At 43.6% G+C, this 26,417-nt stretch carries 21 protein-coding genes; 13 read left to right on the top strand and 8 right to left on the bottom strand.

Translation table 11 applies throughout. The features are described from left to right. Positions 1-127 precede the first annotated feature (127 nt). Positions 128-859 carry a Uma2 family endonuclease gene (locus PSE7429_RS01895; protein ID WP_040686976.1) on the top strand — a complete coding sequence of 244 codons (732 nt, stop codon included), beginning with the start codon at positions 128-130 and terminating at the stop codon, positions 857-859. 246 nt (positions 860-1,105) lie between these two features. On the opposite strand, the gene PSE7429_RS01890 is transcribed toward PSE7429_RS01895, so the two are convergent. Then, positions 1,106-2,260 carry a pyridoxal-phosphate-dependent aminotransferase family protein gene (locus tag PSE7429_RS01890; RefSeq protein WP_040686975.1) on the bottom strand — a complete coding sequence of 385 codons (1,155 nt, stop codon included), beginning with the start codon at positions 2,258-2,260 and terminating at the stop codon, positions 1,106-1,108. Between the two features lie 375 nt (positions 2,261-2,635). On the opposite strand from PSE7429_RS01890, the gene PSE7429_RS01885 reads away from it, so the two are divergent. Next, entirely contained in the window at positions 2,636-6,970 is a 4,335-nt protein-coding gene (locus PSE7429_RS01885) for a DEAD/DEAH box helicase (RefSeq protein ID WP_009625346.1), read from the top strand. 221 nt (positions 6,971-7,191) lie between these two features. Here the strand turns inward: PSE7429_RS01885 and PSE7429_RS01880 are convergent, their stop codons facing one another. Then, positions 7,192-8,634, bottom strand: a complete 1,443-nt coding sequence (locus PSE7429_RS01880; RefSeq protein WP_009625344.1) for an aromatic ring-hydroxylating dioxygenase subunit alpha — start codon at positions 8,632-8,634, stop codon at positions 7,192-7,194. Positions 8,635-8,956: 322 nt separating this feature from the next. Between PSE7429_RS01880 and PSE7429_RS01875 the strand changes: the two genes are divergently transcribed. Together PSE7429_RS01875 and cydB are read left to right on the top strand one after the other, a co-directional pair. After that, positions 8,957-10,384 (top strand): cytochrome ubiquinol oxidase subunit I, encoded by a 1,428-nt coding sequence (locus tag PSE7429_RS01875; RefSeq protein ID WP_009625343.1) that lies wholly within the window; start codon positions 8,957-8,959, stop codon positions 10,382-10,384. Positions 10,385-10,420: 36 nt separating this feature from the next. Beyond that, positions 10,421-11,434 carry a cytochrome d ubiquinol oxidase subunit II gene (cydB, locus tag PSE7429_RS01870; protein ID WP_009625342.1) on the top strand — a complete coding sequence of 338 codons (1,014 nt, stop codon included), beginning with the start codon at positions 10,421-10,423 and terminating at the stop codon, positions 11,432-11,434. Between the two features lie 136 nt (positions 11,435-11,570). On the opposite strand, the gene PSE7429_RS01865 is transcribed toward cydB, so the two are convergent. The 3 genes from PSE7429_RS01865 to PSE7429_RS01850 form a co-directional block, all read right to left on the bottom strand. Next, positions 11,571-12,902: an FAD-binding oxidoreductase gene (locus PSE7429_RS01865; RefSeq protein WP_009625341.1), complete on the bottom strand. Its 1,332-nt coding sequence runs from the start codon at positions 12,900-12,902 to the stop codon at positions 11,571-11,573. Positions 12,903-13,344: 442 nt separating this feature from the next. Then, positions 13,345-13,593, bottom strand: coding sequence for a type II toxin-antitoxin system Phd/YefM family antitoxin (locus PSE7429_RS01855; RefSeq protein WP_009625339.1), 249 nt, complete (start codon positions 13,591-13,593; stop codon positions 13,345-13,347). 188 nt (positions 13,594-13,781) lie between these two features. Continuing rightward, positions 13,782-14,117, bottom strand: coding sequence for a DUF433 domain-containing protein (locus tag PSE7429_RS01850; RefSeq protein WP_009625338.1), 336 nt, complete (start codon positions 14,115-14,117; stop codon positions 13,782-13,784). Between the two features lie 62 nt (positions 14,118-14,179). Between PSE7429_RS01850 and PSE7429_RS26155 the strand changes: the two genes are divergently transcribed. From PSE7429_RS26155 to PSE7429_RS26560, 5 genes are all read left to right on the top strand, one after another. Continuing rightward, positions 14,180-14,350 (top strand): hypothetical protein, encoded by a 171-nt coding sequence (locus PSE7429_RS26155; RefSeq protein ID WP_009625337.1) that lies wholly within the window; start codon positions 14,180-14,182, stop codon positions 14,348-14,350. A 39-nt stretch (positions 14,351-14,389) separates the two neighbouring features. Continuing rightward, positions 14,390-14,806 carry a carboxypeptidase regulatory-like domain-containing protein gene (locus tag PSE7429_RS01845; protein ID WP_009625336.1) on the top strand — a complete coding sequence of 139 codons (417 nt, stop codon included), beginning with the start codon at positions 14,390-14,392 and terminating at the stop codon, positions 14,804-14,806. A 19-nt stretch (positions 14,807-14,825) separates the two neighbouring features. After that, positions 14,826-15,704 (top strand): hypothetical protein, encoded by an 879-nt coding sequence (locus PSE7429_RS01840; protein WP_009625335.1) that lies wholly within the window; start codon positions 14,826-14,828, stop codon positions 15,702-15,704. Between the two features lie 92 nt (positions 15,705-15,796). Continuing rightward, a complete protein-coding gene (locus PSE7429_RS26150; protein ID WP_009625334.1) occupies positions 15,797-15,940 on the top strand; it encodes a hypothetical protein in 144 nt (47 codons plus the stop codon). A 266-nt stretch (positions 15,941-16,206) separates the two neighbouring features. Further along, entirely contained in the window at positions 16,207-16,431 is a 225-nt protein-coding gene (locus PSE7429_RS26560) for a DUF1016 domain-containing protein (protein ID WP_009625333.1), read from the top strand. Between the two features lie 24 nt (positions 16,432-16,455). Here the strand turns inward: PSE7429_RS26560 and clpB are convergent, their stop codons facing one another. After that, positions 16,456-19,074, bottom strand: a complete 2,619-nt coding sequence (gene clpB / locus PSE7429_RS01830) for an ATP-dependent chaperone ClpB (protein WP_009625332.1) — start codon at positions 19,072-19,074, stop codon at positions 16,456-16,458. Between the two features lie 521 nt (positions 19,075-19,595). On the opposite strand from clpB, the gene PSE7429_RS01825 reads away from it, so the two are divergent. Further along, a complete protein-coding gene (locus tag PSE7429_RS01825; protein WP_009625331.1) occupies positions 19,596-19,961 on the top strand; it encodes a single-stranded DNA-binding protein in 366 nt (121 codons plus the stop codon). A 214-nt stretch (positions 19,962-20,175) separates the two neighbouring features. Here PSE7429_RS01825 and PSE7429_RS01820 read toward each other — a convergent pair whose 3' ends face one another. Together PSE7429_RS01820 and PSE7429_RS01815 are read right to left on the bottom strand one after the other, a co-directional pair. Beyond that, positions 20,176-20,928: a GvpL/GvpF family gas vesicle protein gene (locus PSE7429_RS01820; RefSeq protein ID WP_009625330.1), complete on the bottom strand. Its 753-nt coding sequence runs from the start codon at positions 20,926-20,928 to the stop codon at positions 20,176-20,178. A 94-nt stretch (positions 20,929-21,022) separates the two neighbouring features. Continuing rightward, on the bottom strand, positions 21,023-22,030 hold the full coding sequence (locus PSE7429_RS01815) for a metallophosphoesterase (protein WP_009625329.1): 1,008 nt from the start codon (positions 22,028-22,030) through the stop codon (positions 21,023-21,025). Positions 22,031-22,184: 154 nt separating this feature from the next. On the opposite strand from PSE7429_RS01815, the gene rlmN reads away from it, so the two are divergent. The 3 genes from rlmN (at position 22,185) to PSE7429_RS01800 (ending at position 26,121) form a co-directional block, all read left to right on the top strand. Next, on the top strand, positions 22,185-23,252 hold the full coding sequence (gene rlmN, locus PSE7429_RS01810) for a 23S rRNA (adenine(2503)-C(2))-methyltransferase RlmN (protein ID WP_009625328.1): 1,068 nt from the start codon (positions 22,185-22,187) through the stop codon (positions 23,250-23,252). A 9-nt stretch (positions 23,253-23,261) separates the two neighbouring features. Further along, positions 23,262-24,818, top strand: coding sequence for a uroporphyrinogen-III C-methyltransferase (gene cobA, locus PSE7429_RS01805; RefSeq protein WP_009625327.1), 1,557 nt, complete (start codon positions 23,262-23,264; stop codon positions 24,816-24,818). Positions 24,819-25,254: 436 nt separating this feature from the next. Then, the gene (locus tag PSE7429_RS01800) at positions 25,255-26,121 is read left to right on the top strand and encodes a peptidoglycan-binding domain-containing protein (RefSeq protein WP_009625326.1); all 867 of its coding nucleotides are present in this window, start codon (positions 25,255-25,257) and stop codon (positions 26,119-26,121) included. The last annotated feature ends 296 nt before the right edge of the window (positions 26,122-26,417 follow it).

Below are 26,417 nucleotides of genomic sequence, written 5' to 3'. Positions count from 1 at the left end.
CCCGCGCAGCGGGCGGTATGCTCTTCTAGGTTTTGGTTTTTAATTATGCCGAACTACTTAATTATTTCAGCCTAAACAAATTTGGTAAAATTGTATTTAGACAATGCTACTGAAGGCTAGTCACGCTATGTATCAGCCAATTCATCCGCGATCGCCCCTAGAGACAATGCCAACGATGTACGATTTACCAAGTGAGTTGGTGGGAGAGTCTGGTTTTCCTGACGAATTTCATTGCATACAGGCGAATTTACTCAGTGAGACCTGCCAGCCTGTTGGCTATTCGCCAGAAGAGATGCTGCTCGCAAGCGATCTCAATCTCTATTACGACCCCAGACATACTCAATGGTACAAGCGTCCTGATTGGTATATGGTTTTGGGTGTACCGAGGGCTATTCAACAGCAGGAGTTGAGGCTGAGTTACTTAATCTGGCAAGAAGGTGTTACGCCTTTTTTGGTTGTGGAGTTGCTATCTCCAGGCACTGAAGAAGATGACCTAGGACAAAGGCTTAGAGAGGTCAATCAGCCCCCGACTAAGTGGGAGGTCTATGAGCGGATTTTGCGCGTTCCTTACTATGTTATTTACGATCGCTACGAAAATAATCTGCGCGCCTTTGAGATTTCAGTGAACGGATATAAGGCGATCCCATTAACCGAGGGACGTTTTTGGATTGAAAGTTTAGGGATGGGATTGGGACTCTGGCAAGGGGGTTATCAAGGAACCGAAGGGCTTTGGTTGCGGTGGTATAACCAAACTAGTTGGCTGCCAACCCTAGCAGAGAAAGCTGAGGCAGCTAGCCAACGAGCTGATAAGTTGGCTGCTTACCTGCGATCGCAAGGTATAGATCCTGATAATTTATAAGTAGCTACAATTAAATATAAAACCCAGAATCAAAAGCTATAGCGCACGCGCAACGTGCGCTATAGCTTTTGATTCTGGGTTTTAATTATGCCCAGCCACTTGGGATTTACAGCGCTTCGCGCTCAAACCCAAAGCAAGGAAATTTTTGAAAGCGTTGCGAAGCAACGCTTTCAAAAATTTCCTTGTGGTTCGTTTGAGTGGTAATTGCTGTAAGTTTACTTATGCTTAGATACTTAGCTATAGCCACTAGCCGTTCAGCACCTCGATCGCCGCTTTTACACCAGCGCCGTAGGTAAAATTACTATAGCCGAGGGCAGAGATGGAAGCTTCCAATGCACTAATCGCTGTTAAAATATCGCGATCGCCCACAAAGCCAAGATGTCCGATGCGGAAGATCTTGCCATTGAGATGATCTTGACCGCCTGCCATGACAATATCAAATTTCTTCTTGATCGTGGCGCGGATTTTTTCGGCATCAAGTCCTTCAGGGGGAACAACCGATGTGATCGAAGCGCTCGCTGCATCATCGGGAGCTAGTAGCCCCAAATTCAGAGCCTTGATCGCCGCACGAGTAGCATCACGATGGCGAAGATGACGCGCAAAAATATTTTCTAATCCTTCACGTTGCATGATTTCCAACGAAGCTTGTAAAGCCATCACCATATTCACCGAAGTGGTAAAAGGAGTGGAATTTTTAGCCGCATCTTTACGAGCTTTGCCTAAATCTAGATAGAACCTTGGCAAGTTGGCTGTTTTATAAGCTTCCCATGCCTTAGGGCTAACGGCAACAAATCCTAACCCAGGAGGAATCATGTAGCCTTTTTGCGAACCAGAACCAACGACATCCAGTCCTAATTCATCAATGGCGACATTCATTGCCCCCAAGCTAGTCACCGCATCAACGATAATCAAAGCCTTTTCATGGGCTTTCACGTGACGGTTAATCGCAGCTAAATCGTTAAGAACACCTGTCGAGGTTTCGCTGTGGGTGATGATAACCGCTTTGATTTCCTTATTGGTATCAGCTTCTAATTTAACGCGAAAATCTTCAGGATCGAGAGCTTTGCCCCATTCAGCCTTAATGACTTCAGCATTTACGCCATAGGCTTGGCAGACTTCTACCCAACGTTCGCCGAATTTGCCATTGTCTCCCACAAGGACGCGATCGCCTTTGCTTAAGAAATTAATGATGCCTGCTTCCATCGCCCCCGTACCACTTACGGTGAGAATTAATACATCATTAGTAGTTTGGTGCAGCCACTTGAGCTTGGCAGTCACATCTGCCATGACCTTGCTAAAATCGCCGCTACGGTGTCCGATGGGAGCTTTTGCCAGCGCCAACAGAGCCTGTTCAGGCACAGGTGTTGGTCCTGGGATCATTAACATCAACTTATCTTCCATGAGTCGAAATCTTGTAATGCTTGATTAAATACTAGATCTAGTATTGTAACCATTAAACTGTCCCTAGAACCGATTAAAATCTTTAGCGCTTAAATCTAGATATCTCAAAAAGAATGAGATGGTGCTAAACGCTACCTCATTCTTTTTAGATAAGCGTCTGAAATCCTTGCTTGCATTGCAATATATGGCTGTTGACAAACCCCAATATAGAGAAGGACGGCGCAAAGCGCCGCCCTTCTCTATATTGGCTTAGCCATAGCCGCATCACACTTTACCAAAGCGCCTCTAGGGAAAGAGGCAACAATTCGCACTTTTGACTCCTAACCTCACTGAAATAAGGAGATAAATAAGCTTCAAACTAAGCTTCAAACTGTTATGAAATCTAGTTCTTTGTTACAATTATTACTTGGAAATATTCGTAACAACAGATTTAAGGTTTCCGTTGTTACAAATACTCCGAATTTCTGTAGTAACCATACAAGCTCTGCTATGACTGACCTCCAAGTTGATTCTGCCAAACTCTATGAGAACTTGAGTGCAATTTATTTCAAGTTGTCATCTTTGGAGCGACAGATGATTCAAATATTTGCGATCGCCTATGCCCCAATTAATCGCAACGAGTACTTTGATTGCTTAATTCACCTTGGACTTAAGGATAAAGACAATAAACATTTCACAGCCATCAGTGTCAAAGGACATATTGATCGCTTTTTAAAGTTAAATCTACTCACATTGGATCGGACTCAAGGCACACAATGCCATAGTTGTCTGGTCGATATCGTCATGCGGGACGCAGTTAAAACAGGTGAATTTGAGAAAATTGTAAATGTGGTTGAAACCCAAATCCCTGTGCCAACTTATGGTCGCAATGATGCACGTACTTTCAGAAATGAATCCCAGTTTATCCGTGAAGTCAGAATTGGGATCTATCGGCAAGATATGGACTTTGTGCTCAAGCAGTTCGCAGACTTCTACCGCTATGGCTATTCCCAGCAGAAAATTACATTAGAAACGATTTTACATCAAGTTTGCAGTAATCCCTTTGACTATGAATGGTTTCAGACCTTAAAGCTAGAGTTTTATGAGGTCGGATTAGACACGATTTTGAGTAATGGAATGCTGAGGCTAAAACCAACGGAAGAAGCCTATAAGCTCTTACTTAGGGAATTTAAGGGAAATAGCGATCGCTGTACAGATACATTATTACTTGTTTTAGTAGAACAAAGTCTCTTACGTGCCGATTTGCAGACAGCGCAAGCCGCCTACGATCGCCTACCGATTTCTTTCAAAGAATCAAATGATGAACTCCTCGCTTGGTTATATTTCCTCAAAGGCGATCGCGAATTAGCGATCGCTAAGTTTCGCCAGTCACTCAAGATAATTAGAAAAGCCACGGGCAAGCGTCAGGTTTACTTGAGTGGCGAACCTGGACTGTTTTTTATACTGGCGCTGATTCAGGATGGCACAGCGGAGGCTATGCGCGAAGCTGAAGGATATGCCAGCATTATGAATAGACAGACTAACCATTGGTTGCAAACAACCTATAGCAGATTGCAAAAGGTTTTGAAATTTCAACTAGGTGATATCCCTCAAAAAGATCTTCTGAGCAGCGAATACATTCACAATCATACGGAAACTCACTGTTTAGAAGCCTTTTTTAGTACCCTCTGTCTCTATTGGGTCAATCCAGAGAAGGCTAGAATTGAATCACCCAAAATCCTAGAACCATTACTCAAACAAGCAGTCAATGCTGGATATCATTGGTTCTCCATGGAAGCGGCTGAATTACTAGGAGAGCTTGTACCTAATTCTATCCATCGAAAACACGCACAAAAGTTGAGACAGAGTAATCAAATTGCCACCATTGTGAACTTGATTCGACCTCAAGAGACTTGGGAACTAAGTTTGAATGCTTTGTTAAATCTTGGCAAAGCTCCACAGGAACAACCAAAATCAGCTAATGCCTCACCACAACGTTTGGTATGGTTGATTACTTTTAATAAGGGAACCTGTACGGTTCAGCCCAAGGAGCAAAAAATTAATGCTAAAGGAGTATGGAGTGCGGGAAGGAATATCGCCATAAAGCGGCTCAAGGAATCTATCCATGAGTTTCCTTATATGACACCACAAGATATTCTCGTTTGTGCCCATATCCAAGCTTATTCCTATCATGGGTATTACGGTCAAAGTCAATACGAATTTGATGAAGATACCATTTGTGCCCTTGTAGGACATCCCCTAGTGTTTTGGGAAGATTCGCCAACCACAAGGGTCGATATTGTCAAAGGAGAACCCGAACTGCTCGTGAAAGCGGGTCGAGGCGATCGCCTATTTTTAGAATTTTCACCCCAACTAAAAGACGGTCAAAATTTTGTCGTTGTTAAGGAAAGTCCCACCAGATTGAAGGTGACACAGGTAAATGAATCCCACCGGCGGATCACCGAAATTATCGGCAGAAAAAATCGTTTAGAAATCCCCGTCGCCGCTAAAGATCGCGTCCTTGCGGCAATTCATGGCATTTCCTCCATCGTTACCGTGCATTCAGATATTGGCGGAGGCGTGAGTGATGCGGAGGAAGTAGCATCGGATAGCAAACCCCATGTCCATATTTTACCCGCAGGCGATGGATTGAAAGTGGCTATATTAGCCCGTCCTTTCGCCAATGCGGGAGCCTATTATCGTCCTGGAACAGGTGGCACAACCGTACTTGCGGAAATTGACGGGAAGCGATTGCAAACGACTCGCAATCTGAAGGAAGAAAAAAAGCTTGCCAATGAAGTAATCGCCGCCTGTCCGACCTTGGGCAACTACGAAGATAGTGAAAGCGAATGGATAGTTGACGATCCAGAGTTCTGCTTGGAACTACTACTGGAATTGCAGGCTTTAGGCGATCGCATTATTTTGGAATGGCCAGAGGGCGAAAAAATGCGAATTAGCCATCGTGCGGACTTTAATAATTTTCGGATGTCGATCAATCAGAGCCGCGATTGGTTTGCCGCTGAAGGAGAATTACATTTGGGCGATGATAAGGTGTTAAATATGCAGCATCTTTTGGAACTGCTAGATAAAACACCTAGCCGATTTATTCCCATCGGTGATGGTCAATTTATTGCCCTGACCCATCAATTTCGCAAACGTCTAGATGAGTTTCGCCGACTGTCCGAACAACATGGTTCAGAGACAAGATTTCATCCCTTGGCTGCCTTAGCGCTTGAAGATTTTGTCGATGAAATTGACGATCTCAAAGTTGATAAGCATTGGAAGGCTCATGTCAAAAAAATCAAGGAAATGCGGAAGTTTGAGCCGCAGTTACCATCTACCTTGCAGGCGGATTTACGGGATTATCAGGTTGAAGGGTTTGCATGGTTGGCAAGGCTTGCCCATTGGGGTGTGGGAGCTTGCTTAGCCGATGACATGGGTTTAGGTAAAACGCTCCAATCTTTAGCCTTGATTCTTACCCGTGCGCCCCAAGGGGCGACATTGATTGTTGCGCCCACCTCCGTATGTATGAACTGGATTAGTGAAGCGGCCAAATTTGCGCCAACGCTCAATGTCATCGTGTTTGGTTCGGGCGATCGCCAAAAAGTTCTCGATAATCTCCAGCCATTAGATATTGTTATTTGTAGCTATGGTTTACTCCAGCAGGAAGAGGTTGCCGAAAAGCTCGCCAAAGTAGAATGGCAAACCGTCGTTCTCGATGAAGCGCAGGCGATTAAAAACACTGCCACCAAGCGATCGCAGGCAGCGATGAATCTCCAAAGTGGTTTCAAGCTAATCACGACAGGCACTCCAATTGAGAATCATCTCGGCGAACTCTGGAATCTCTTCCGTTTCATTAACCCAGGACTATTAGGTTCCCTCGATAATTTCAATACCAATTATGCCAATCCCATCGAGCGATCGCAGGATCGCGAAGCCCGCAATCAACTTAAAAAATTAATCCAACCTTTCATTCTCCGCCGCACCAAAAACCAAGTCCTACAGGAGTTACCATCGCGTACTGAAGTCACATTACAGGTAGAACTTACTAAAGAAGAACTTGCCTTTTATGAAGCCCTCCGTCGGGAAGCGATCGCCAAGCTCAATAACACCGAAGCCAATGCTGGGCAAAAGCATCTGCAAGTGCTAGCGGAAATCATGAAGTTACGTCGCGCTTGCTGCAATACAAAATTGGTTCGCCCCGATATTCCCTTGCCCAGTTCCAAATTGCAGCTTTTTGGTGAGGTGCTCAACGAATTGCTAGATAACAAACACAAAGCTCTGGTATTTAGTCAATTTGTCGATCATCTCCATCTCATTCGCGACTATCTAGATGCACAAAAAATTAGCTATCAATATCTTGATGGCAGTACTCCCGCAAAAGACCGCAAAAAGCGTGTCGAAGCTTTCCAAGCAGGCGAAGGTGATGTTTTCTTGATTAGCCTTAAGGCGGGTGGCACTGGGTTAAATCTCACGGCTGCGGACTATGTAATCCATATGGATCCTTGGTGGAATCCTGCGGTAGAAGATCAAGCGAGCGATCGCGCCCATCGCATCGGTCAAAAACGCCCCGTCACCATTTATCGACTCGTCGCCAAGGGCACTATCGAAGAGAAAATCGTCGATCTGCACCACCAAAAGCGCGATCTTGCCGATAGTTTACTGGAAGGCACGGATATGAGTGGCAAGGTGACTACCGATGCATTATTGCAATTGATTAATGAAATTTAGACGACGCTCTAAAATCTTCCAGCGCTTTGCGCTTTCAATTTACAGTAATTTTCGATCAAAAGAACCACAAGAAACTTTTTGAAAGTGTTGCTTCGCAACACTTTCAAAAAGTTTCTTGTTTTGGGTTTGAGCGCAAAGTGCTGTAAGTGATCGCCAACATAGGCGATCGCCAGTATATAAGATGGCGGGGACAGGAGGATTCTCCCCCAATCGCATGATTCCTATAAATTTCGCAATGGAGTTTCTTGACCGTAAATAAATTTTTGCTCCAAATTGTTGCCAAGAAACCATAGAGCGATCGCGATCGCCACGACAATCGAACCAATACCTATCACAGTTATATTAGCTGGGGCAAAGAAACTAAGTAAGGGAATAACCGTCCATGCGATCGCCGCGATCGTCATACTTGCGGTTTTGAGTCTGCGGACATTTCGCAAAGCTTGACTGCAACTCGCACATTTAGAAGTATGGGAATGATAGCGATCTAGGAGAACTTCCTTAACTAATGGAGCGGCTAGTTGCTGACCAGCAAATGGGTCGGCTTGATAGCGGCTGACCCATTTCCGTAATTCAGTCACATAGGTATCAGCTGAGGTAGAAAGATAAAAAGCTTTTGCATAATTGGCCCGATCTTCCATCTTGGCAAGGGTCTGTTCGAGATAGCGCTCTTGGTAATGCAAGAAGATCTGGTCATCCTCAAGGATTCCATTTTGTCCGATATGGGAATACCAACGAGGAGTAATTCCAATAAAGAATCGAGGAATAGCCGAACTAAATTGAAAAGGAAATCTTGCAAATAACCGACATTCTCCCTTACGGGTCGGTGTCGCATAGACAGCCGTGATCGTTCTCCCAAATTGTTTAGAAGTAAGATCGTGCCACATCAAAGAAGGCGCAATAAAAGTAGTATCTTGCCTTCCTAACTTCCCTCGTCTCGGTCCTTCTTCCCAAGTGCCTTTAAATCCATATTTTTCGGTTTCGAGAACTTCTAAAAACATCGGCGCGGCATTAGCCCGATTGCCAACGGACTTATGATGGGTAAAGGGAAGATGGCTGGCATCGAGAACATTTTCTAAAAGGGTAATCGCATCGTAGGGAAGATCACGAAAGGTTCCGAAAAGAGTCCATTTATCAGTTTCAGTTTCGAGGGGTTCGATAATGGGGATTTTGACTTGAGGTGCATTTTCGGGTTTACCCGCGTAGATAAATAGCAGTCCTTGTCGTTCCGCTGTCGGCAGGGATGACACACAGGCTCGCTTTGAAGTATGGGCGGTTCCACCTTCAGGTTGCTGCGGTATGCGATCGCAACTGCCATCACCCTTAAAGGCCCAGCCATGATAGGGACATTCTAGTAAGCCATCTTCGGCAATTCTACCTTCCGATAGAGGTACGAGGCGATGCGGACAGCGATCGTCGAAGGCTTGCCATGCATTACTATGGCGATCCCACCAAATGACGAGATCCCGTTCTAGCAAGGTAAACTTGGCAGGTTTGGTTTTATCTAAGTCTTCTAGATAAAAAACGGGATACCATACCTCCTGCCAATCAAAGCGATCTGGATCTCGTCCGCCTGCTGGCAATATTTGGGCGCAATTACTATTCAGGCTATTTAGGCTATTGCTTACAGGATTGGGATCGTCTATCAGTAAGGTATTTGCAGTCATGGTTACAGCCAAACTTTTAACTTCTTATTTTAACATTGTAAAGTTATGTATAGTTTAGCTTGCGATCGCCAATATATTGGGATGTTGGGATGAATTTCATATAAGCCATCCCCAGCATTTCTTACATATTCTTTCCAGATCTCCAAAATACCTCTTGAGAACCTATTAAGATTAAATCTTTATAAATTCTAAGTTTCAGAATTTCTCACAGACATAGCACTATAATCGGCAATAAGTCGTTGAATTATTGAGCATAGAGTCGAGTTGAAAGTCTTAAAATCTCAGAAAACAGATTTCTCACAGATTCTACATAGAAATAATTATGGAATTCCTATCAAATACAGTTGCATTGTCCCGAACGCAATTTGCTTTAACTGCTATTTTTCACATGCTTTGGCCGGTATTAACAACGGGTATGGGCATATTTTTAGTAATCGTAGAAGGACTATGGCTGAAAACTAAAGATCCAGATTATTATCGTCATGCGAGATTTTGGGCAAAGCTTTACGTTCTTAATTTTGGAATTGGCGTAGCCTCGGGGCTACCAATGGAATTTCAATTTGGCACTAATTGGGCTCCATTTTCGGAAGCAGTAGGAGATTTCTTTGGAAGTATTCTCGGCTTTGAAGGTGCAGTCGCCTTCATGCTAGAGGCAGGTTTCCTTGGCATTATGTTATTTGGATGGGAGCGAGTGCCGCCTGTGGTTCATTATTTTGCGACGATCATGGTTGCTTTTGGAGCAAACTTATCAACAGTATGGATTTTAGTGGCTAATTCTTGGTTGCAAACTCCAGCAGGCGGAGATTTCGTTGGCGGTAAATTCATCGTTAACGACTATTTTCAGGCAGTTATGAATCCTTTTGCGCTTAAGAGCATTTTACATATGTTCTTTGGTACTTTAGAGACTTCTCTATTTGTTATTGGTGGTATCAGTGCTTGGTATATCCTCAATCAACGTCAAGTGACTTTTTTTACAAAATCCTTCAAAATAGCTTTAGCGACAGCGATCGCTGTTGCTCCCTTACAAATCTATATTGGACATTTAAGCGCCGAACAGGTTTACCAATATCAGCCCAGTAAACTAGCAGCTATGGAAGCAAAATGGGAAACTTCACCAGCAGGAGAACCAGCCGATTGGAGTTTACTCGCCATCCCCAATAGTAAGACTGAAAGTAATGATTGGGAAATTAGAATTCCTAACGGACTAGGATATATTTTAGAATTCAAGAAAAATCTCGCTGAGCCAGTACTAGGATTAAAGGAATGGAAACCCGAAGATCGTCCGCGCATGGTGGGACTGGTTTATTATTCTTTTAGAATCATGAGTGGGATTGGGTTCTTTTTAGTAGGATTAATGCTATGGAGCGTCATCCAATGGCTAAGAGGTAAATTATCAATGAATGCGATCGCCTCACAGAAATGGCTAATGCGAGGATGGATTTTCGCTGCACCACTGGGATATATTGCCGTAGAATCAGGTTGGATCGTACGCTGTGTCGGCAGACAACCTTGGGTCGTCTATGGACAGATTCGCACCGCCGACGGTGTGTCTAACATACCTGCAAGTAATGTTTTGACTTCTTTATCAATTTTTACGGTCATCTATTCAATTCTCTTCATTTCCACACTTTATTTTGGTAGTCGCATTATTCGGAAAGGTGCAAACTTAGAATTACCAATCCCAGGAGAAGAAATAGTTCTTGCTCCTGCGGAACATATTGAAGATAGCCGCCCTGTGGAAGCAAAATAATAAAAAATCAAGAAAATCAAAAACACTTCAAAACCTATGGAAGCTCTTCAGCACTTTTTACCTCAGGTCTGGTTTGTTATTTTAGGATTATTTTTACTTTTGTATGTCTTACTTGACGGATTTGATTTGGGTGTAGGAATTCTCTCTCTAACTTCCTCTAACGAAGAACGTCGCAGTATGCTGATGACAAGCTTAGGAAATGTTTGGGATGCTAATGAAACTTGGCTAGTTCTAATGGGTGGTGCTTTGTTTGGCGCATTTCCCCTTGCCTACAGCACAATTCTATCTTCTCTTTACATTCCTATCATGGGGATGCTATTTGGGTTGATTTTTCGAGCTGTAGCCTTTGAGTTTCGTGAGCATTCAAATCGTAAATTCTTTTGGAATTTCGCTTTTGGTATCGGTAGTTTTGTAGCCGCACTTAATCAGGGATTTGCTCTAGGAAGTGTTTTACAAGGGATTAAGGTTGATACCAATGGACATTTTATCGGTGGTACATGGGATTGGTTAAGTTGGCAATCATTGTTAGTTGCACTCACTTTAATTCAGGGCTATGTTCTGATTGGTTCTACTTATCTAATTATCAAAACTGAAGGAGAGCTACAGGAGACTCATTACCGCACGGCAAAAATTGCAGCTTGGACTACGCTGGTTGGCGCTGTGATAATTACAGCGATCACGCCAATTTTTTATGAAAGTGCTAGAGCGAGGCTACTGGAGCCGCCACTACTCTATTTATTCGCACTCATTCCGATCTTAGGGATGTTACTGATTTGGCAGTTAATCAGTAGTTTAAATCATAAAGCTGAAGTTGCCCCTTTTGTATGGACTACCTTGCTATTTCTTTTAACATTTTTAGGATTGGGGCTAATCATATTTCCAATTATTATTCCTAATCAAATCACGATTTATCAAGCGGCAGCTTCTCCTAGCGCTTTAGTATTTATGCTAATTTTTGTCGGTTTTCTAATTCCGATTATGCTTTTCTACAACATTTACCAATACATTGTTTTTCGGGGGAAAGTAATAGGTAGTGCTTATCATGATTAAGTAGCTCAGCATAGTTAAAACTCAAAACCAAGTAATTAAAAAACAAAACCAGAGAGCGTGCCGCCCGCAATGTAGGCGGTGCGCTCTTCTAGGTTTTAGGATTACTTATGCTTAGCTACTTAATACTGTCTTGAAGTTATTGCCATGCTTTCATTTTGTCAGGATTCATTAAACCGTAAGGATCGACCATGCGCTTGAAGTTTAGCTGCTCATAGTCAACCGTTTTCATGCCACCATCTTCGAGAATATAGGTATGGGGATTGGCAATGAATACGCCCTGCGCCTCATGATATCGAATGATCTCGTTTAAGCGATCGCTAGTGGTAAAACGCACCACCTGAATCGCCGCAGGGATGACTACTCCATTCACCTTAATAAACTCTAAATGCATCAGCACTTCATCGCCAAAATACTCATGCATCCGTTGGACTAGTTCCAATTGCGGATCGTTCAAAAATAGGCTCTGAAGATAGGTGAGGGAAGAATCGGCGGCGCGAGCATGTAAGGTGGTGTGATTCCAAGAAAATTCGATCAGGCTGATTCCTTTACCTGCATCCCTTGCGCTTTTTTCGTAGCAAATTTCGCCCTTAAAGTCTCGTACGAGGCTCTGAAATGGTTCGCGATCGCTTTCCGCTACGAGCACTAGAGCGCAGTGGGAATCCTTGGGAATGTAGCTCTGGAGGGCATTGAAATAATTAGCAATCGGTGCTGTATGGACGCTAATCATCTTTTTGATAATGCCGTCACTATTGCCGAGGGCTTGCCCAAACCGAGCGGCTGTCATGAAGTCGGGGAAACTCACTACGAATTCATCCCATCCATAGGCTGGAGCTAGGGGAACTTCTAATTCGGTAATAATGCCGTTGGTTCCGTAGGCATGAGCAACCTTTTGGACATCATCGCCCCGCAATTCGATAATTCTGGGTTCATCTTCGAGGGTGACGACTCTTACGGCTCTTAAATTACCGCGATCGCGTAGTTGTCCGTAGAGCACGGAACCAATACCGCCACTACCTCCCGCGATAAATCCCCCAACCGTCGCGCTTCTAAAGGTAGAAGGAATCATTCGCGATTCCCAGCCAATTTCTTGGGCTTTTTTATCGAGGACTGCCATTTTTACGCCCGTTTCTACGCAGGCTAGTCCCGCTTTAATCCATTTGATTTCTTGCATTCGCAGGGTTTCTAAAATAATGCCACCTTTGAGGGGCGTGCATTGTCCGTAGTTGCCCGTGCCGCTGCCGCGCACCGTGAGGGGAATGTTATATTTCACGCAGGCTTTTGCTATTCTCAGTACCTCGTTTTCATTGGTAGGACGAACTACAGCATCGCCAACTTTGCCAGTTAGAAGTGGAACAAGGACTGGACTAAAGTGGGCGAAATCTTCTGATAGTTTCGCAACCTGTTCTGGATTTGTAATTACTTCAATTCCAGATAACTCTTCTAATAAATTTTCTAAAGATATTTGCATATGCACCTATTGTTTCCATCCCACTATTCTAAGCTTAGCAAAACTCAACGAAGATAGCGATCGCACTAAATTATCTCTACAAATGGCGATCGCTAATTTACCAAGGCGATCACCATTTATCTCAACTCAGACAGAGATAACATTCTCATCAGCGTACTTTTGCTTCCCATAACATCTGCATTACATTATCCTTTTGAGTTGTTTATAGACTTCATCGTCGTTCCGTTTGTCAATTAGTAAGATTTCTAGAGTTTCAGATTCAACATAATAAACTATCCGATATTCACCGATATCTGCTCAATGGTAGGGATATCCTTTTAACTTTAGAGAATCTTGGGGATAAGGATTAGAAGTCAATTCTTTGATTTTAGTGGCGACTTGTTTAGCGTGCTTATCTGGCAGGCTTTTTAAGCGTTTGACGGCTTGTCGCGATAGATTAATCTTAAGCATTTAAAATCTCTGATAGTAAAGCCTCGCTTTCTGTGATTCCGACAAAGCCTTCTTGTCTAGCTTGCTCTGCTTTTAAAGCCAAAAATTGATTTTCTAAATCTAAAAACCTTTCAAATTCTTCAATCGACATCATAATTGCGACACTACGCCCTTTTTTAGCTATTTGCACTGGCTCTCTACGGGCTAGGTCTAATAGTTCGCCAAAGCGGTTTTTAGCTTCTGATGCACCTAATGTTTTCATCTTTTCTGCTCCGCATAATGTTGTTAGCTATTATAACTATTTTAGCTATTTTAGCCATGATCGCCTATTACCATTATCAGAGTTAAGTAAGCGAGGAAGTGGCGATCGCTAAATAAATATCCCTTAGTATTCGCGAATGATAAATACTGGTGTGCTTGACTTGGGTTGATTTTGCTTTTGGATGCGAATTAGGCGATCGCTTTCTCTTGCTCGTATTGATGAGAGGCGATTGCGCGATCGATTTCTTCTTGATGCGTAGTGTAATAGAATCGGGCGTTGCTCAAGTCATCTGTTGTCAATGAGGGGAAGTTGCGTAAAAGCTCTGGGGTATCGGCTCCTTGTTGTTGGAGTGAGATGATTGTCCAAACGGGGATGCGGGTATTGCGGATTCTTGCATGACCTCCACATACGCCGATGGTTTTCTGGATTGCGCGAGATTTTAGTTTTTCTTGCAATAGGGCATATTCATCTGGTGCAAGGGATTCGATTACTTGGGCTAAGGATTCTACTAGTTTTGTATTCATAGTTTTACAAATCTCGTTAGATTTCAAGGGAATTTCTTATGTGATTGCCTTGAGCGTTGGCAATGTATTGTACTGGGAGTAGTAGCATAGGTTTAAGTGTTGATGAATTATCTGTGAGTTTTACCTATTATAAGGTTTACTCGTTTGAGGGAGATCGCACTTTTAACCCACCCCATATTGTCGAGTTAGACTATGGTGAAATAATATTTGTCTTGCCAGACAATTTTAGTTAAAGTAAGTAAAACTGAAATAAATCCCAAGGGTGTACATTTGTGCAAAACATTAAAGACTGGCCAATTTTCATTAAAGTTTGTTTTGGTTTAATTACTACAGCTCTTGTTATTGCTGGTGCTACAGAAATTCCTAAACTAAATAAACAACAGAAGGCAGAAGATAACACTTCTCAAAAAAATGCAACAGAACTACTGAATGTTGACATAGTTGTATTGTCGGATGAGGCTACCTCTAAACCTATAGAAAATGCAGAGATTCGGTTTATATCTAAAGGTTCTCCTGAAGTCAGAAGAACCGATACAAATGGATTTACTCAAATTGACATCCCTGTTAGACAAGACATCGAAATTACTATTAGTAAAGAAGGATTCAAGCAATCACGATATACTCTAAGTCTGAGTAATGATCCTAATCGAACTAGAAAGTATTATTTACAACCTCAAAAGAAACCATAGAAAAATGGGTTAATGAAGAATGACTTTTCGAGACTTTCCTCAAACACCTTTATCCCTAAGATATTTGTTGCTTGAACTCTTAGTAAAGCTATTTACCATAGGTATATTCTCAGTTGAAGAAGGTTTAAAAGCTTGGTTTGAACTTATTTTAGTTACTACTGCAATATGTGCTTCTGGTTACTTGCTATGGTGGCAAGTTCCATTATTACTAATAGTAGTCATTTTGAGTCCTATTGCAGCAGGAATGTTTTCTTTGTTAGCACCTGTATATATGAATTCTGAAAACTTTACGGCAAACAATCAATTTGCGTCAACTATCCAGTTCATATCTGAATATAACCTCAAAGAAATATTAAGACTTTCAGGAGATGACTTGGAACAACGATTAAAACAAATTCATGAAGTACAAAAAATTTTTAATGAAAATCCAAAGTTAGTTGAGCAAATCTCCAAACTTCAATTAGCCTTAGATAATATCAATCAAACTCATGATATAGCTGTTACTAAAGTCACACATAATAATAAGATCAAAGAGAGAAAGAGATACGAAGAAGCTGAGTTCAAGAGGAAGGAATGGGAAGATTATCAAGAAAGTTTAAAAAAAGCAGCAGAACTAAAGGCTAGACAAGAAAAGTGGTTAAATGAGCAGCGTAGAAAAGCACAATTTACAGGTGGATGTCCTCCATACAATAAAAAATGTAGGGATGGTTATCCAATTAAAGTAACCATAGACAAAAAAGAAGATGGGTTTGATGGAATTATTTGGAAGCCTTCTGATACAGAGTATGAGGGGATCGAGCCTAAATGGTGCTACGAATCTGTAGAAGAAGCAGAAAAAGAGCATGGCAAATATAAATTTAGGCGACCTAAGAATAGTAGAGGTAAGCCTAGAAAATAATGTTTAATTGTTAATTCTGTGATAATCAATCGTTTATATTCTAGAATAATTGATACATTTATAAAATATTTAACCTAAAGATAATTTTAGACATGAAAAAAGTAATTATCAAAGTAATCCAAAATGGTGATGGGATAGAAGAAACCTTAGAATTAATATTTAATAATCATGAACTTAGTACAGGACAAAAAATCAAAAGTAGAGCGCCAAAATCCATCGAAACCGTTACTAGGTAAGGCTTTAAAGCTTTTCGCCTCAAATCCTTGCTGGGAGAGGGTTTCAAGTTTTTTGTCCTGTACTTAGAATCATGAATTAGAACTTTTAGATTTGTTCCAAGAAAATTTTAAACGATTGAAATTAGCAAAATTACTTGAAAATGATCGTGTACCTATTTTTAAAGGTTTTAGTTGCAGTGAAGAAAAAGGACTTGATTTCGCCAATTCAAGGATGAAATGCAACGCCTAGCGATCGCCATATACCTGCCCTAATACTTATTCTCAAAATGGAGAAGCACTATGAACGAAGCCGATCGCAATCCGCCACAGATTACTCCAAATATCCAAGAAATAGCGCAAACAAGCAAATATCACCCGATTTACTGTTAAAAGATCCCTACATCCTAGACTTTCTAGATATTAGCGATCGCTACCTTGAAATAGCTAGGCATAACCTAGAAGAGCATACCGCCCGCGTAGCGGGCGGTATGCTCTCTGATTTTGGTTTTTAATTATGCCAAACTACTTAGTCATATTTAAATTGGTACTAGATTTGCAGAAAGACGCTTGAAGACAAGCCGTTCGTTCTCGATATCGACAAAAATTGTATCTCCATCCGTAAATTCGCCTCGTAGAATACCCTTCGCAATTTTCGTTTCCAGTTGACGCTGAATGATCCGCTTGAGTGGACGCGCCCCATAAACAGGATCATAGCCAACTTCAGCAAGAAAATCCAAGGCAACATCGGCAATTTTTAGAGTCATGCGACGATCGCTTAAACGTTTTTCTAAGCGCTGAACCTGTAGCTTGACAATCCGTCGCAATTCATCGCGACGAAGCGCATGGAAGATCACGATTTCATCAATGCGGTTGAGGAACTCAGGACGGAAGCTCGCTCGCATTGATTCCATAACCCGCTCGCGCATTTCTTCATAGCGGGAGTCATCGCCAGCAATATCGAGAATATACTGAGAGCCAACATTACTGGTCATGATGATAATGGCATTCTTAAAGTCTACAGTGCGACCTTGGGAATCAGTAACCCTTCCATCATCAAGAATTTGTAGCATGATGTTAAAGACATCGGGATGCGCTTTCTCAATTTCATCAAAGAGAATGACAGCATAGGGGCGACGACGCACAGCTTCGGTCAATTGACCACCTTCCTCATAACCGACGTAGCCAGGAGGTGCGCCCACCAAGCGAGAAACGCTGTGTTTCTCCATATACTCAGACATATCGATCCGCACCATCGACTCTTCCGTATCAAAGAGATAGGCGGCAAGAGCTTTGGCGAGTTCGGTTTTACCAACTCCCGTTGGTCCTAAGAAAATAAAACTAGCGATCGGACGGTTGGGATCCGCCAGTCCTGCCCGCGATCGCTGAATAGCATCGGCGATCGCCGTAACTGCTTCTTCTTGACCGACGACGCGATCATGAAGCACATTTTCTAGTTGGAGAAGCTTTTCCTTCTCAGATTCTACGAGCTTGCTCACGGGGATACCCGACCACTTGGAAATGATTTCGGCAATATCCTCTTCGGTAACTTCCTGACGAAGTAGCGATCGCCCAGAATTTTTCGCTTCCTCTAAATTGACCTCGGCAATTTCCAACTGACGTTGGAGGTCGGTCAGTTTGCCATATTTCAGTTCGGCAGCCTTGCTCAGATCGTAATCACGTTCGGCTTGTTGGATTTCCACATTCACATGGGCAATGTCTTCCTTGATCTTGCCGAGATTGTCAATCACCTGCTTTTCCGCTTCCCATCGCGCTTTGAGGGTAGTTTGTTCTTCTTTCAATCCACCCAGTTCTTTATTCAACTTTTCGAGACGATCGAGGGATTCGCGATCATTTTCCTTCTTCAAAGAAAGACATTCCATTTCCAGTTGAATCACTTTGCGATTGATTTCATCAAGCTCTTCAGGTTGCGAAGTGATTTCCATTTTTAATTTCGCAGCAGCTTCATCCACGAGGTCAATCGCCTTGTCAGGCAAAAAGCGATCGCTAATATAGCGATTAGAAAGGGTGGCAGCCGCCACTAAAGCCGTATCGGATATTTTGACATTGTGATGGGATTCATAGCGATCGCGCAGACCACGAAGGATCGAGATCGTATCTTCGACATTGGGCTGATCGACATAGACCTGTTGAAACCGTCGTTCGAGTGCGGCATCTTTCTCAATATATTTACGATATTCATCGAGGGTAGTTGCACCAATACAACGCAACTCCCCCCTTGCCAACATGGGTTTTAACAAGTTACCAGCATCCATAGCCCCCTGAGTCGCACCCGCTCCCACAACGGTATGAATCTCATCGATAAAGAGAATAAATTGACCGCTTGATTCGGTAACTTCCTTCAGAACCGCCTTCAGTCTTTCTTCAAATTCGCCACGATATTTCGCTCCCGCGATCAGTCCACCCATATCTAGGGCGATCAGCTTGCGACCTTGGAGAGATTCAGGAACATCACCACTCAAAATCCGTTGGGCGAGTCCTTCCGCGATCGCCGTTTTGCCGACCCCAGGTTCACCAATTAAAACGGGATTATTTTTGGTACGGCGCGACAAAATCTGGATCGTGCGGCGAATTTCATCATCGCGACCAATCACGGGATCGAGCTTGCCCTCACGCGCTAATTCTGTAAGATCGCGACCATATTTGGTCAATGCTTCATATTTATTTTCGGGAGTTTGGTCGGTCACTTTTTGATTGCCTCGGACTTGCTGAATAACATTGCGGAGCTTGGTTTCATCCAGTCCCATTTCTTGATAGAGCTGTTTGCCAAAGCGCTCATCTTGACAATAGGGTAAAAGGATATGTTCAATGGAAATAAAATCATCCCCAAAACTTTTGCGTTCCTTTTCAGCGCGATCGAGCAGTACATCTAAGTTTTTGCCTAGGTACACACTACTGTTAGAACTGGAAACCTTGGGCTGTCGATTGATAAACTCGTCAGTGCGATCGCGCAAACGTTGAATGTTTAGCCCTGCTTTAGTAAAAATACTTGCTGCTAGTCCTTCTTCATCTAGTAAGGCTTTGAGCAAATGTTCAGGTTCAATTTGCTGTTGCTGAGACGCTTTCACCACATCGGGTGTCCTTGCGATCGCTGCCCAAGCTTTTTCGGTAAACTGATTAGGATTTGTCGGTTGCATCGCGAGTTGCCTCCTGTGGTCGGGTTTAGAGATTATTTTAGAGATCGATAAATATCTATTGTGAATATTTTAGAGTGTCTCCCTTTTAAACAGGATCGGTTCTACATTGCGAAAGGGTGCGTGTTTCCGTACAAATCTCCTTTAGCACCACTTTTTAGCTCAAGATAAGTAGAGTCACAGGCAGTGGCTTGCGCCACTGCTTATGACTCTACTTTTTAATGGGGAGGTAGTAAGTAATTGTGCAAAATAAATCTGCCAAAGCCATAAGGTTGCGCCCCGCAGGGGCGTAACCTTATGGCTTTGGTGTAATTTCTGATTTAGCGATCGATTTTAGCGATCGATCCTGCTAAGCGCAATTCCTGCGGGGTGCAACCTTACGGGTTTGGATGTGTAATTACGCCTAGCTACTTATGTATTGGCGATTGTATTAGCGATTGTATTGGCGATTGTATTGGCGATCGCTGAAAAACAGATAAAATATTAAATATCTCTCACCAATAAGATTTCCCGATACTTGTCTTATGACCCTAAATAAAGTTCATCTCGTGGGACGGGCAGGGCGCGATCCCGAAGTTAAATATTTCGAGTCTGGTTCGGTAGTTTGCAAATTTACAGTTGCCATCAACCGAGTTACGAGCAACCGCGACGAACCGCCCGATTGGTTTGACTTAGAAGCTTGGGGCAAAACCGCCGAAATTGCTTCAAACTATGTCAAGAAAGGTAGTTTAGTAGGCGTTGTTGGCTCCCTTAAGTTCGATCGCTGGAACGATCGCTCTACGGGAGAAGAACGCCAAAAATCGGTAATCCTGATCGATCGCCTTGAGTTGCTGGGCTCGCGCAAAGACAATGAAGCTGCCAGCAACAGCAGCTATGACGATGACTTTTAGTAGGCATAATTAATTACAAACCAAAACCCTTCAAGTTGTGCCCCTTCGGGGCACAACTTGAAGGGTTTTGGTAATTTATTTTGCACAAGTACACTAAGTAGCTAGGCATAAGTAAACTTAAAACCTAGAAGAGCATACCGCCCGCTGTGCGGGCGGTATGCTCTCTGGTTTTGGTTTTTAATTATGCCTAGCTACTTAATGCGCGAATCTCGATCTAATCTCGATCTACCTTGACAAAGTTGTAGGGAGCCGTGAAATCGTTGTAGCGAATTCTGAGGCGGTTTTCAAATTGTTGATCGAGGGCTTCAACAGCCTTGGCAAATTCGGGTTCTTTGTCCCAATCGATGAGGAAAGATCCGTTATAAATCATGCTTTCCGTGAGTAGTTCGCCCTCAGCATATTCATGGGATAGGGGCTTAAGGGTATTTAAAAAGGCTGTGATAATTACTTGTTGGCGTTCTTCGATTGCGGATTCTAGTTCTTGACCGATCGCGATCGCTTCATCCATGCTCAAGACTTTACCCACTAAAGCTTCGCGCCTCTGGCGCAAGCCCGCATTTTCGGCAACAGCAAGGTTTAATTCTTCGGTTTGATTCCAAAATAATTTGACGCTTACCTCCCGCTTGCCAATTAGGTTGTGAATTAGCTCCTTAAGCTTGGTTTCGTAAGGGATGAGTAGGTCGCGTTGAACATCTTCCCAGTTTTCTACAACTAGCCCAAACTGTAAGGGGAGGGGAACGGCTTGATGCGGATCGATCACTTTCATCAGCGATTCTAAAACGGTTTCATGGGTGATGAGGTTGGCGCGACTTGCCAGATAGCGTTCTTGTTGGGCTTCACTGTAGGCGATTGCAAAGGGGGGGAGGGCATGAAACTGGACGGATTGAGCATTCATACCTTGAAGATCGAGATTTTGAATGAGATCCAGATTTTCAGCTTGCAAAATTGCGTACAGATATAAACTCATGGGATTAACAGATTAGTTAAGGATATCTATTCTAAGCTTTGCGATGCTTTGCCCTCAAGGTAATTATGGCTGGGATGCTAGAGGTGAATTATCGCTAAACCTTAGTGATGATCGCGCGATCGAAGACTTTGCCATCGGTAGCGATCGCTTTGGTGATGATTTTATCTTGATAGACATCAAAGGTCATGAAGCTATGCTGGGAACTCACAAAGGCGGTTTGAGGTAAGCCTGTAAATTTATATAAAGGTGCGCCACCGCCCCCATTGACAATGTAGGTCGTGCCATCGATCGGGTTGAACCGCTCATACCCGTGATCATGTCCGCAGAGATATATAGGCACTTTATGTTTGGCGAATAGAGGCGAGAGTTTGGCGGCTAGTTTGGGGTCGCTACCATGTCTGCCCGACGAGTAAAGGGGATGATGCCCATAGACAATTTTCCAAGGTGCTTTACTCTTGGTTAATTGGAGATCGAGCCAAGCAAGCTGCGTTTCCCAATCGGCATTGCCATTGGTATCGATCGCAAAAAATTCTACGGTTCCCTCCGCAACTTCGCCTTTGGTGAAAGTGTAGTAGCGATCGCTCATGTTAAAAGGCTTGTAATTAATCTGATCGAGTCCGTTATTAGTTTTGGCAATATCGTGATTGCCCAGCACGGCATAAAATTTCACGTTCTCTTTGAGCAATGGGGCATAGGGTTCTTCAAAATAAGCCTTGGCTAATTTGATCTCCCCATAGGAGTAGATATTGTCACCTGCCATTAACACAAAGGCATAGGGCTTTTGTTGATAGGTTTCCCACATGGACTTAGCCACCGCCATCTGATCGGCGCTACCAAATCCATTGTCGGCGATCGCGGCAAAGCGCAGTAATGGTTCCTCAGTGGTTTCTAGGGATATTTCTGCGTCTGAATTTACTTTTGAATTTACTTTTGCATCAGCGGTACTTGCCGATTTAGCTACAGGTGCTTTGGCTGCGGCTGGTTCGTAGGAGGTTTGGTTTTGCGTTTTTGATTTGGCGATCGCATCGTAAATTAAAGAACCAATAATGGGGATTCCTAATAAGGCTCCACCCAAGGTAAATAAAAGTTGACGGCGTTTCATAAATTTCTTTCCATAAACCCTAATTCAATTCTAATTATTTCCGATCCGATGATGTTTGAGGGGGCAATGTTTGAGGGGGCAATCTCTATAAGTTACAGCAACGATAGTGATTTATGGGTAAGATCTATATATTCGTCCCATTTGCCATGCCGCTATGACTGCCAATCCAATTCCTGCTTCTTCAAAAGTCCTACCACTATTGGGGCGATCGCAATCCGAACTTACGGAATGGGTAGTTTCGCAGGGGCAGCCCAGTTATCGCGGTAAGCAGCTTTATGCGTGGCTGTATGAAAAAGGGGCGCGGAGTCTTGACGATATTACGGTTTTTCCGAAGGCATGGCGCGAAGAATTTGCGCAAAACCCAACCGTCGAAATTGGGCGATCGCAGATTTATCTTCACAAACAAACTCGCGATGGGACGGAGAAATTTCTCTTAAAACTAGCCGATGGCGAAATTGTCGAAACCGTTGGTATTCCTACCAGTAAGCGCTTGACTGTCTGTGTCTCCACTCAGGTGGGCTGTCCCATGGGCTGTGACTTTTGTGCCACGGGCAAAGGTGGATTTCGGCGCAACTTAGCCAAGCATGAAATTATCGACCAAGTGCTGACCGTACAGGAAGTAATGCAGCAGCGCGTCAGTCATATCGTGTTTATGGGTATGGGTGAACCCCTGCTCAATTATGAAAATTTAGTTGGAGCGATCGGGGTGATCAACAAAGATATTGGCATCGGTCAGCGGAATATCACCGTCTCGACGGTCGGCATTCCCAATCAAATTCCCCGATTTGCGGAAGAACATTTGCAAGTCACGCTGGCAGTTAGCCTCCATGCCCCCACGCAGGAAGTTCGCGCCCAAGTAATTCCCTCAGCCGATCGCTATCCTCTGATCGCACTCATGGATGATTGTCGCGAATATGTAGAGATTACTGGGCGCAGAATTAGCTTTGAATATACGCTACTGGCAGGGGTGAATGACTCGGCGGAGCAAGCGCAGGAACTCGCCTATTTGATTCGTGGTTTCCAAAGTCACGTTAATTTGATCCCCTATAATCCCGTATCCGATGCCGATTACAAACGCCCCAGCGAGAGGGCAATTCAAACCTTTGTCCAGATCTTAGAAGACCATAAAATTGCCGTGAGCGTGCGTCGGACAAGAGGGCTAGAGGCTGACGCAGCTTGCGGACAGTTGCGCGGTCAACATGAAAAGGCTTTAGCGAAATAGCCGCACAGGATGAAAGGTAAAGTTTTTATTGTGGGCGCGGGAATTGGTGGCGTGGAGTTTTTGACGGTTCGCGCTAGGGATTTGATTAGTGTTGCGGAGGTAATTATTAGTGATGCGCTGGTCGATCGCACTTTATTAGATCTGGCTCCAGAGAAATGCGATCGCATTATTGCTGGTAAACGGGGCGGACAGGAGAGCGTCAAACAAGCCGAAATCAATCAAATGTTGGTGGAATATTGCTTAAAAGGTAAGCGCGTGGTGAGGCTCAAAAGTGGCGATCCTTGGATATTTGGGCGATCGCTACCTGAGATACTTGCTTTACAAGAGGCAAATTGTGAATGGGAAGTCGTGGCAGGGATTTCGAGTGCGATCGCCGCGCCGATGCTAGCGGGGATTCCGCTAACGGAAGTAGATGCAAGTTCTTGCTTCGCGGTAATGACGGGGCATGATTTGGATCGGTTACCTTGGGAAGCGATCGCTCAAATCCCGACGCTGGTAATTTTGATGGGAACCAATAATCTGGCGAGATTATTGGCAAAATTGCAGGGAGGAAAATCGGCGGATACCCCAATGGCGATCGTGCGCTGGTGTGGAAGAGTCGAACAGCAGGTATGGACAGGGACTCTGGCGGATATTCAATCCAAATTACCAGATGGATCCCTATCGCCTGCGGTGATTGTTATTGGTGAAGTCGTAAAATTTCATGAGCAATTGTCGATGCAGGGTGAGCGATCGTTGGAAAATTTTGAGCAGAGTCCAGAAAAGGAAAATTTTGCGTTGCAAGGGAAAACTATTTTAGTAACGAGGTCTGCGGGGCAGGCTAGTCAGTTTACGGATTTGCTGATCGGTCTTGGTGCAAAGGTGATCGAGATGCCTACTTTAGCGATTTTGCCGCCGACCAGTTGGGAAATGCTCGATCGCGCGATCGCCGATCTCGCCAATTATGATTGGTTGATTTTGACTTCCGCAAATGCGGTGGAGAGCTTTTTTGGGCGCTTGCAAAAATCTGGTCAAGATAGTCGTGCTTTGTATTCCCTTAAAGTAGCCGTAGTAGGGCGCAAAACAGCCGAAGTTCTAGCAAATTATGGAATTACACCCGATTTAGTACCCGTAGATTTTATAGCTGATTCCTTGATCGATGCTTTTCTGACAGGCAATCATGTTTTAACAGGCAAAAGGTTGTTATTTCCGCGTGTTGAATCGGGTGGGCGCGAGATTTTGGTGGAGCAGTTGCAGCAACATGGGGCAGTGGTCGAGGCGATCGCGGCCTACGAGTCGGGATGTCCTGAAGCGATCGATCCCTTAGCCCTAGAAGCCATTCAAAATCAAGATCTAGATGCGATCGCCTTTGCCAGCTCGAAGACGGTGAGACATTTTTGTTTGTTACTAGATCGGGTTGCTAGTCGGGAAACTTGGCAGTCTTGGCTAGCCTCGGTAAAAATTGCCTCCATTGGTCCTCAGACTTCTAGCACTTGTCACGAGTTGTTGGGGCGTGTCGATTGTGAAGCCGAGGAATATACCCTAGATGGACTGGCGGAGGCGATCGCGAAAAAACTTAAAACCTAAAAGAGAGATGCGGCGCGCCGTATCTCTCTTTTAGGTGGTCTTTGCATAAGATGACAAGCAGGAGCCATAGATTTGATTCGGGTAATTTGGGTATAAAAAACAGCAATTTCTGACATTTACTTGTTTTTTCCTTACAATAGAAATATAGGCAAATATATCGTCTCTGTTAAGCATGTAGTTTAAGCATGTAGTTTAAGTATGTAGTTTTAAGGCGGCAATTCATCGGTCGCTTTGCGGAAGATGAGTCCTCTCAAAATTTGAAATTACATAAGTAGTTCAGCATAATTAAAAAAACAAAAACAGAGAGCGTACCGCTTGTGTAGCGGGCGGTACGCTCTTCTAGGTTTTAAGTTTACTTATGTTTAGCTACTAACTTTACGAATGCTAAAGAGTCAATTGATAAGCCTAATGGCATTTTTTATTGAGGCTGAACTGTATGGAACTTGTTGCTTATCTTCATGGTGAAATGCTTTGCGAACGCTTAGAGCAAGGCGAATCTATTGATCGGAATGTGGATTGTCAATTGTTGAACTCGATCGCTCAATCTTCACAGCAAGCTAAGTCGCTCCTCTGTGTAGGGCTAGCCGCCAGCGCGATCGCGATGAATATGCCTAGCGGTGCTTTTGCTTACCAGCCTGAGGTGGCAAACATTCAACAGTTACTAGCCAAGCGCGGCTTTAACCCAGGTGCGATCGATGGGGTAAAGGGACCTACCACTACAGAAGCAATTGTTGCCGCGCAAATATTTTATAAATTAAATGCCGATGGTGTCGCTGGCGCTCAGACCCTAGCCGCTTTGCAAGCAGATACCTACGAAGCTAATGCCGCGAATACGGTTCCAACTACGCCAATTTCGGACGTGAAACCTGCGGTTGATAGTCCTAATAAATCCGACGCTATTAAAAATCTACAGCAGCTACTCAGCGATCGCGGTTTTTATGGTGGTGCGATTGATGGCATTAAAGGTCCAATGACCCAAGAAGCAGTTATTCTGGCTCAAAAGACCTATGGTCTAATTCCTGATGGAGTTGCGGGATCGCTCACCCTTGCGGCTCTAGAAGCGGGTAGCAATGTCGTGCCTATTAGTTATAAAGACCCTGCCAGTCAGCCAACCGCTAGTAATTCCGATGATGTGATTAAGAAGGGACAAGTCCTATTAAGCAATCTCGGTCTGTATGACGGTGCGATTGATGGCATTCAGGGAGCCCAGACTACGGCGGCGATTAAAAAAGCGCAAGCCCTCTATGGATTACCTGTTGATGGCGTGCTTGGCGCTCAGACCTTAGCTGCTTTGCAATCTTAATCAGATTGCTTGAGGTCAAAATAACTCCAAAATTAAAGGTGGTGCTTTGCACCACCTTTAATTTTGGAGTTATTTTGGAGTTATTTTGGAGTTATTTTGGAGTAATTTTGGAGTTTGAATTTGTCCTAGGATATGCGGCGATCGCTCTATCATAGCTACAGTCACTTGACTTACAGCGCATTGCGCTTAAACCCAAATCAAGGAAATTTTTGAAAGCTTTGCAAAGCAAAGCTTTCAAAAATTTCCTTGTGGTTCGTTTGATCGATAATTGCTGTAGGACAAATCCAACCCCAAGA

The sequence above is a fragment of the Pseudanabaena biceps PCC 7429 genome (genome assembly GCF_000332215.1).
Taxonomy (GTDB): Bacteria; Cyanobacteriota; Cyanobacteriia; order Pseudanabaenales; family Pseudanabaenaceae; genus Pseudanabaena; species Pseudanabaena biceps.
Note: the sequence above shows the minus strand (reverse complement) of the source record. Positions and strands in the feature narration are given on the sequence as shown.

Coding starts and splice junctions, on each gene's coding strand:
- PSE7429_RS01895 (WP_040686976.1), top strand. CDS start 128: ATGTATCAGCCAATTCATCCGCGATCGCCCCTAGAGACAATGCCAACG.
- PSE7429_RS01890 (WP_040686975.1), bottom strand. CDS start 2,260: ATGGAAGATAAGTTGATGTTAATGATCCCAGGACCAACACCTGTGCCT.
- PSE7429_RS01885 (WP_009625346.1), top strand. CDS start 2,636: ATGAAATCTAGTTCTTTGTTACAATTATTACTTGGAAATATTCGTAAC.
- PSE7429_RS01880 (WP_009625344.1), bottom strand. CDS start 8,634: ATGACTGCAAATACCTTACTGATAGACGATCCCAATCCTGTAAGCAAT.
- PSE7429_RS01875 (WP_009625343.1), top strand. CDS start 8,957: ATGGAATTCCTATCAAATACAGTTGCATTGTCCCGAACGCAATTTGCT.
- cydB (WP_009625342.1), top strand. CDS start 10,421: ATGGAAGCTCTTCAGCACTTTTTACCTCAGGTCTGGTTTGTTATTTTA.
- PSE7429_RS01865 (WP_009625341.1), bottom strand. CDS start 12,902: ATGCAAATATCTTTAGAAAATTTATTAGAAGAGTTATCTGGAATTGAA.
- PSE7429_RS01855 (WP_009625339.1), bottom strand. CDS start 13,593: ATGAAAACATTAGGTGCATCAGAAGCTAAAAACCGCTTTGGCGAACTA.
- PSE7429_RS01850 (WP_009625338.1), bottom strand. CDS start 14,117: ATGAATACAAAACTAGTAGAATCCTTAGCCCAAGTAATCGAATCCCTT.
- PSE7429_RS26155 (WP_009625337.1), top strand. CDS start 14,180: ATGTATTGTACTGGGAGTAGTAGCATAGGTTTAAGTGTTGATGAATTA.
- PSE7429_RS01840 (WP_009625335.1), top strand. CDS start 14,826: ATGACTTTTCGAGACTTTCCTCAAACACCTTTATCCCTAAGATATTTG.
- PSE7429_RS26150 (WP_009625334.1), top strand. CDS start 15,797: ATGAAAAAAGTAATTATCAAAGTAATCCAAAATGGTGATGGGATAGAA.
- PSE7429_RS26560 (WP_009625333.1), top strand. CDS start 16,207: ATGGAGAAGCACTATGAACGAAGCCGATCGCAATCCGCCACAGATTAC.
- clpB (WP_009625332.1), bottom strand. CDS start 19,074: ATGCAACCGACAAATCCTAATCAGTTTACCGAAAAAGCTTGGGCAGCG.
- PSE7429_RS01825 (WP_009625331.1), top strand. CDS start 19,596: ATGACCCTAAATAAAGTTCATCTCGTGGGACGGGCAGGGCGCGATCCC.
- PSE7429_RS01820 (WP_009625330.1), bottom strand. CDS start 20,928: ATGAGTTTATATCTGTACGCAATTTTGCAAGCTGAAAATCTGGATCTC.
- PSE7429_RS01815 (WP_009625329.1), bottom strand. CDS start 22,030: ATGAAACGCCGTCAACTTTTATTTACCTTGGGTGGAGCCTTATTAGGA.
- rlmN (WP_009625328.1), top strand. CDS start 22,185: ATGACTGCCAATCCAATTCCTGCTTCTTCAAAAGTCCTACCACTATTG.
- cobA (WP_009625327.1), top strand. CDS start 23,262: ATGAAAGGTAAAGTTTTTATTGTGGGCGCGGGAATTGGTGGCGTGGAG.
- PSE7429_RS01800 (WP_009625326.1), top strand. CDS start 25,255: ATGGAACTTGTTGCTTATCTTCATGGTGAAATGCTTTGCGAACGCTTA.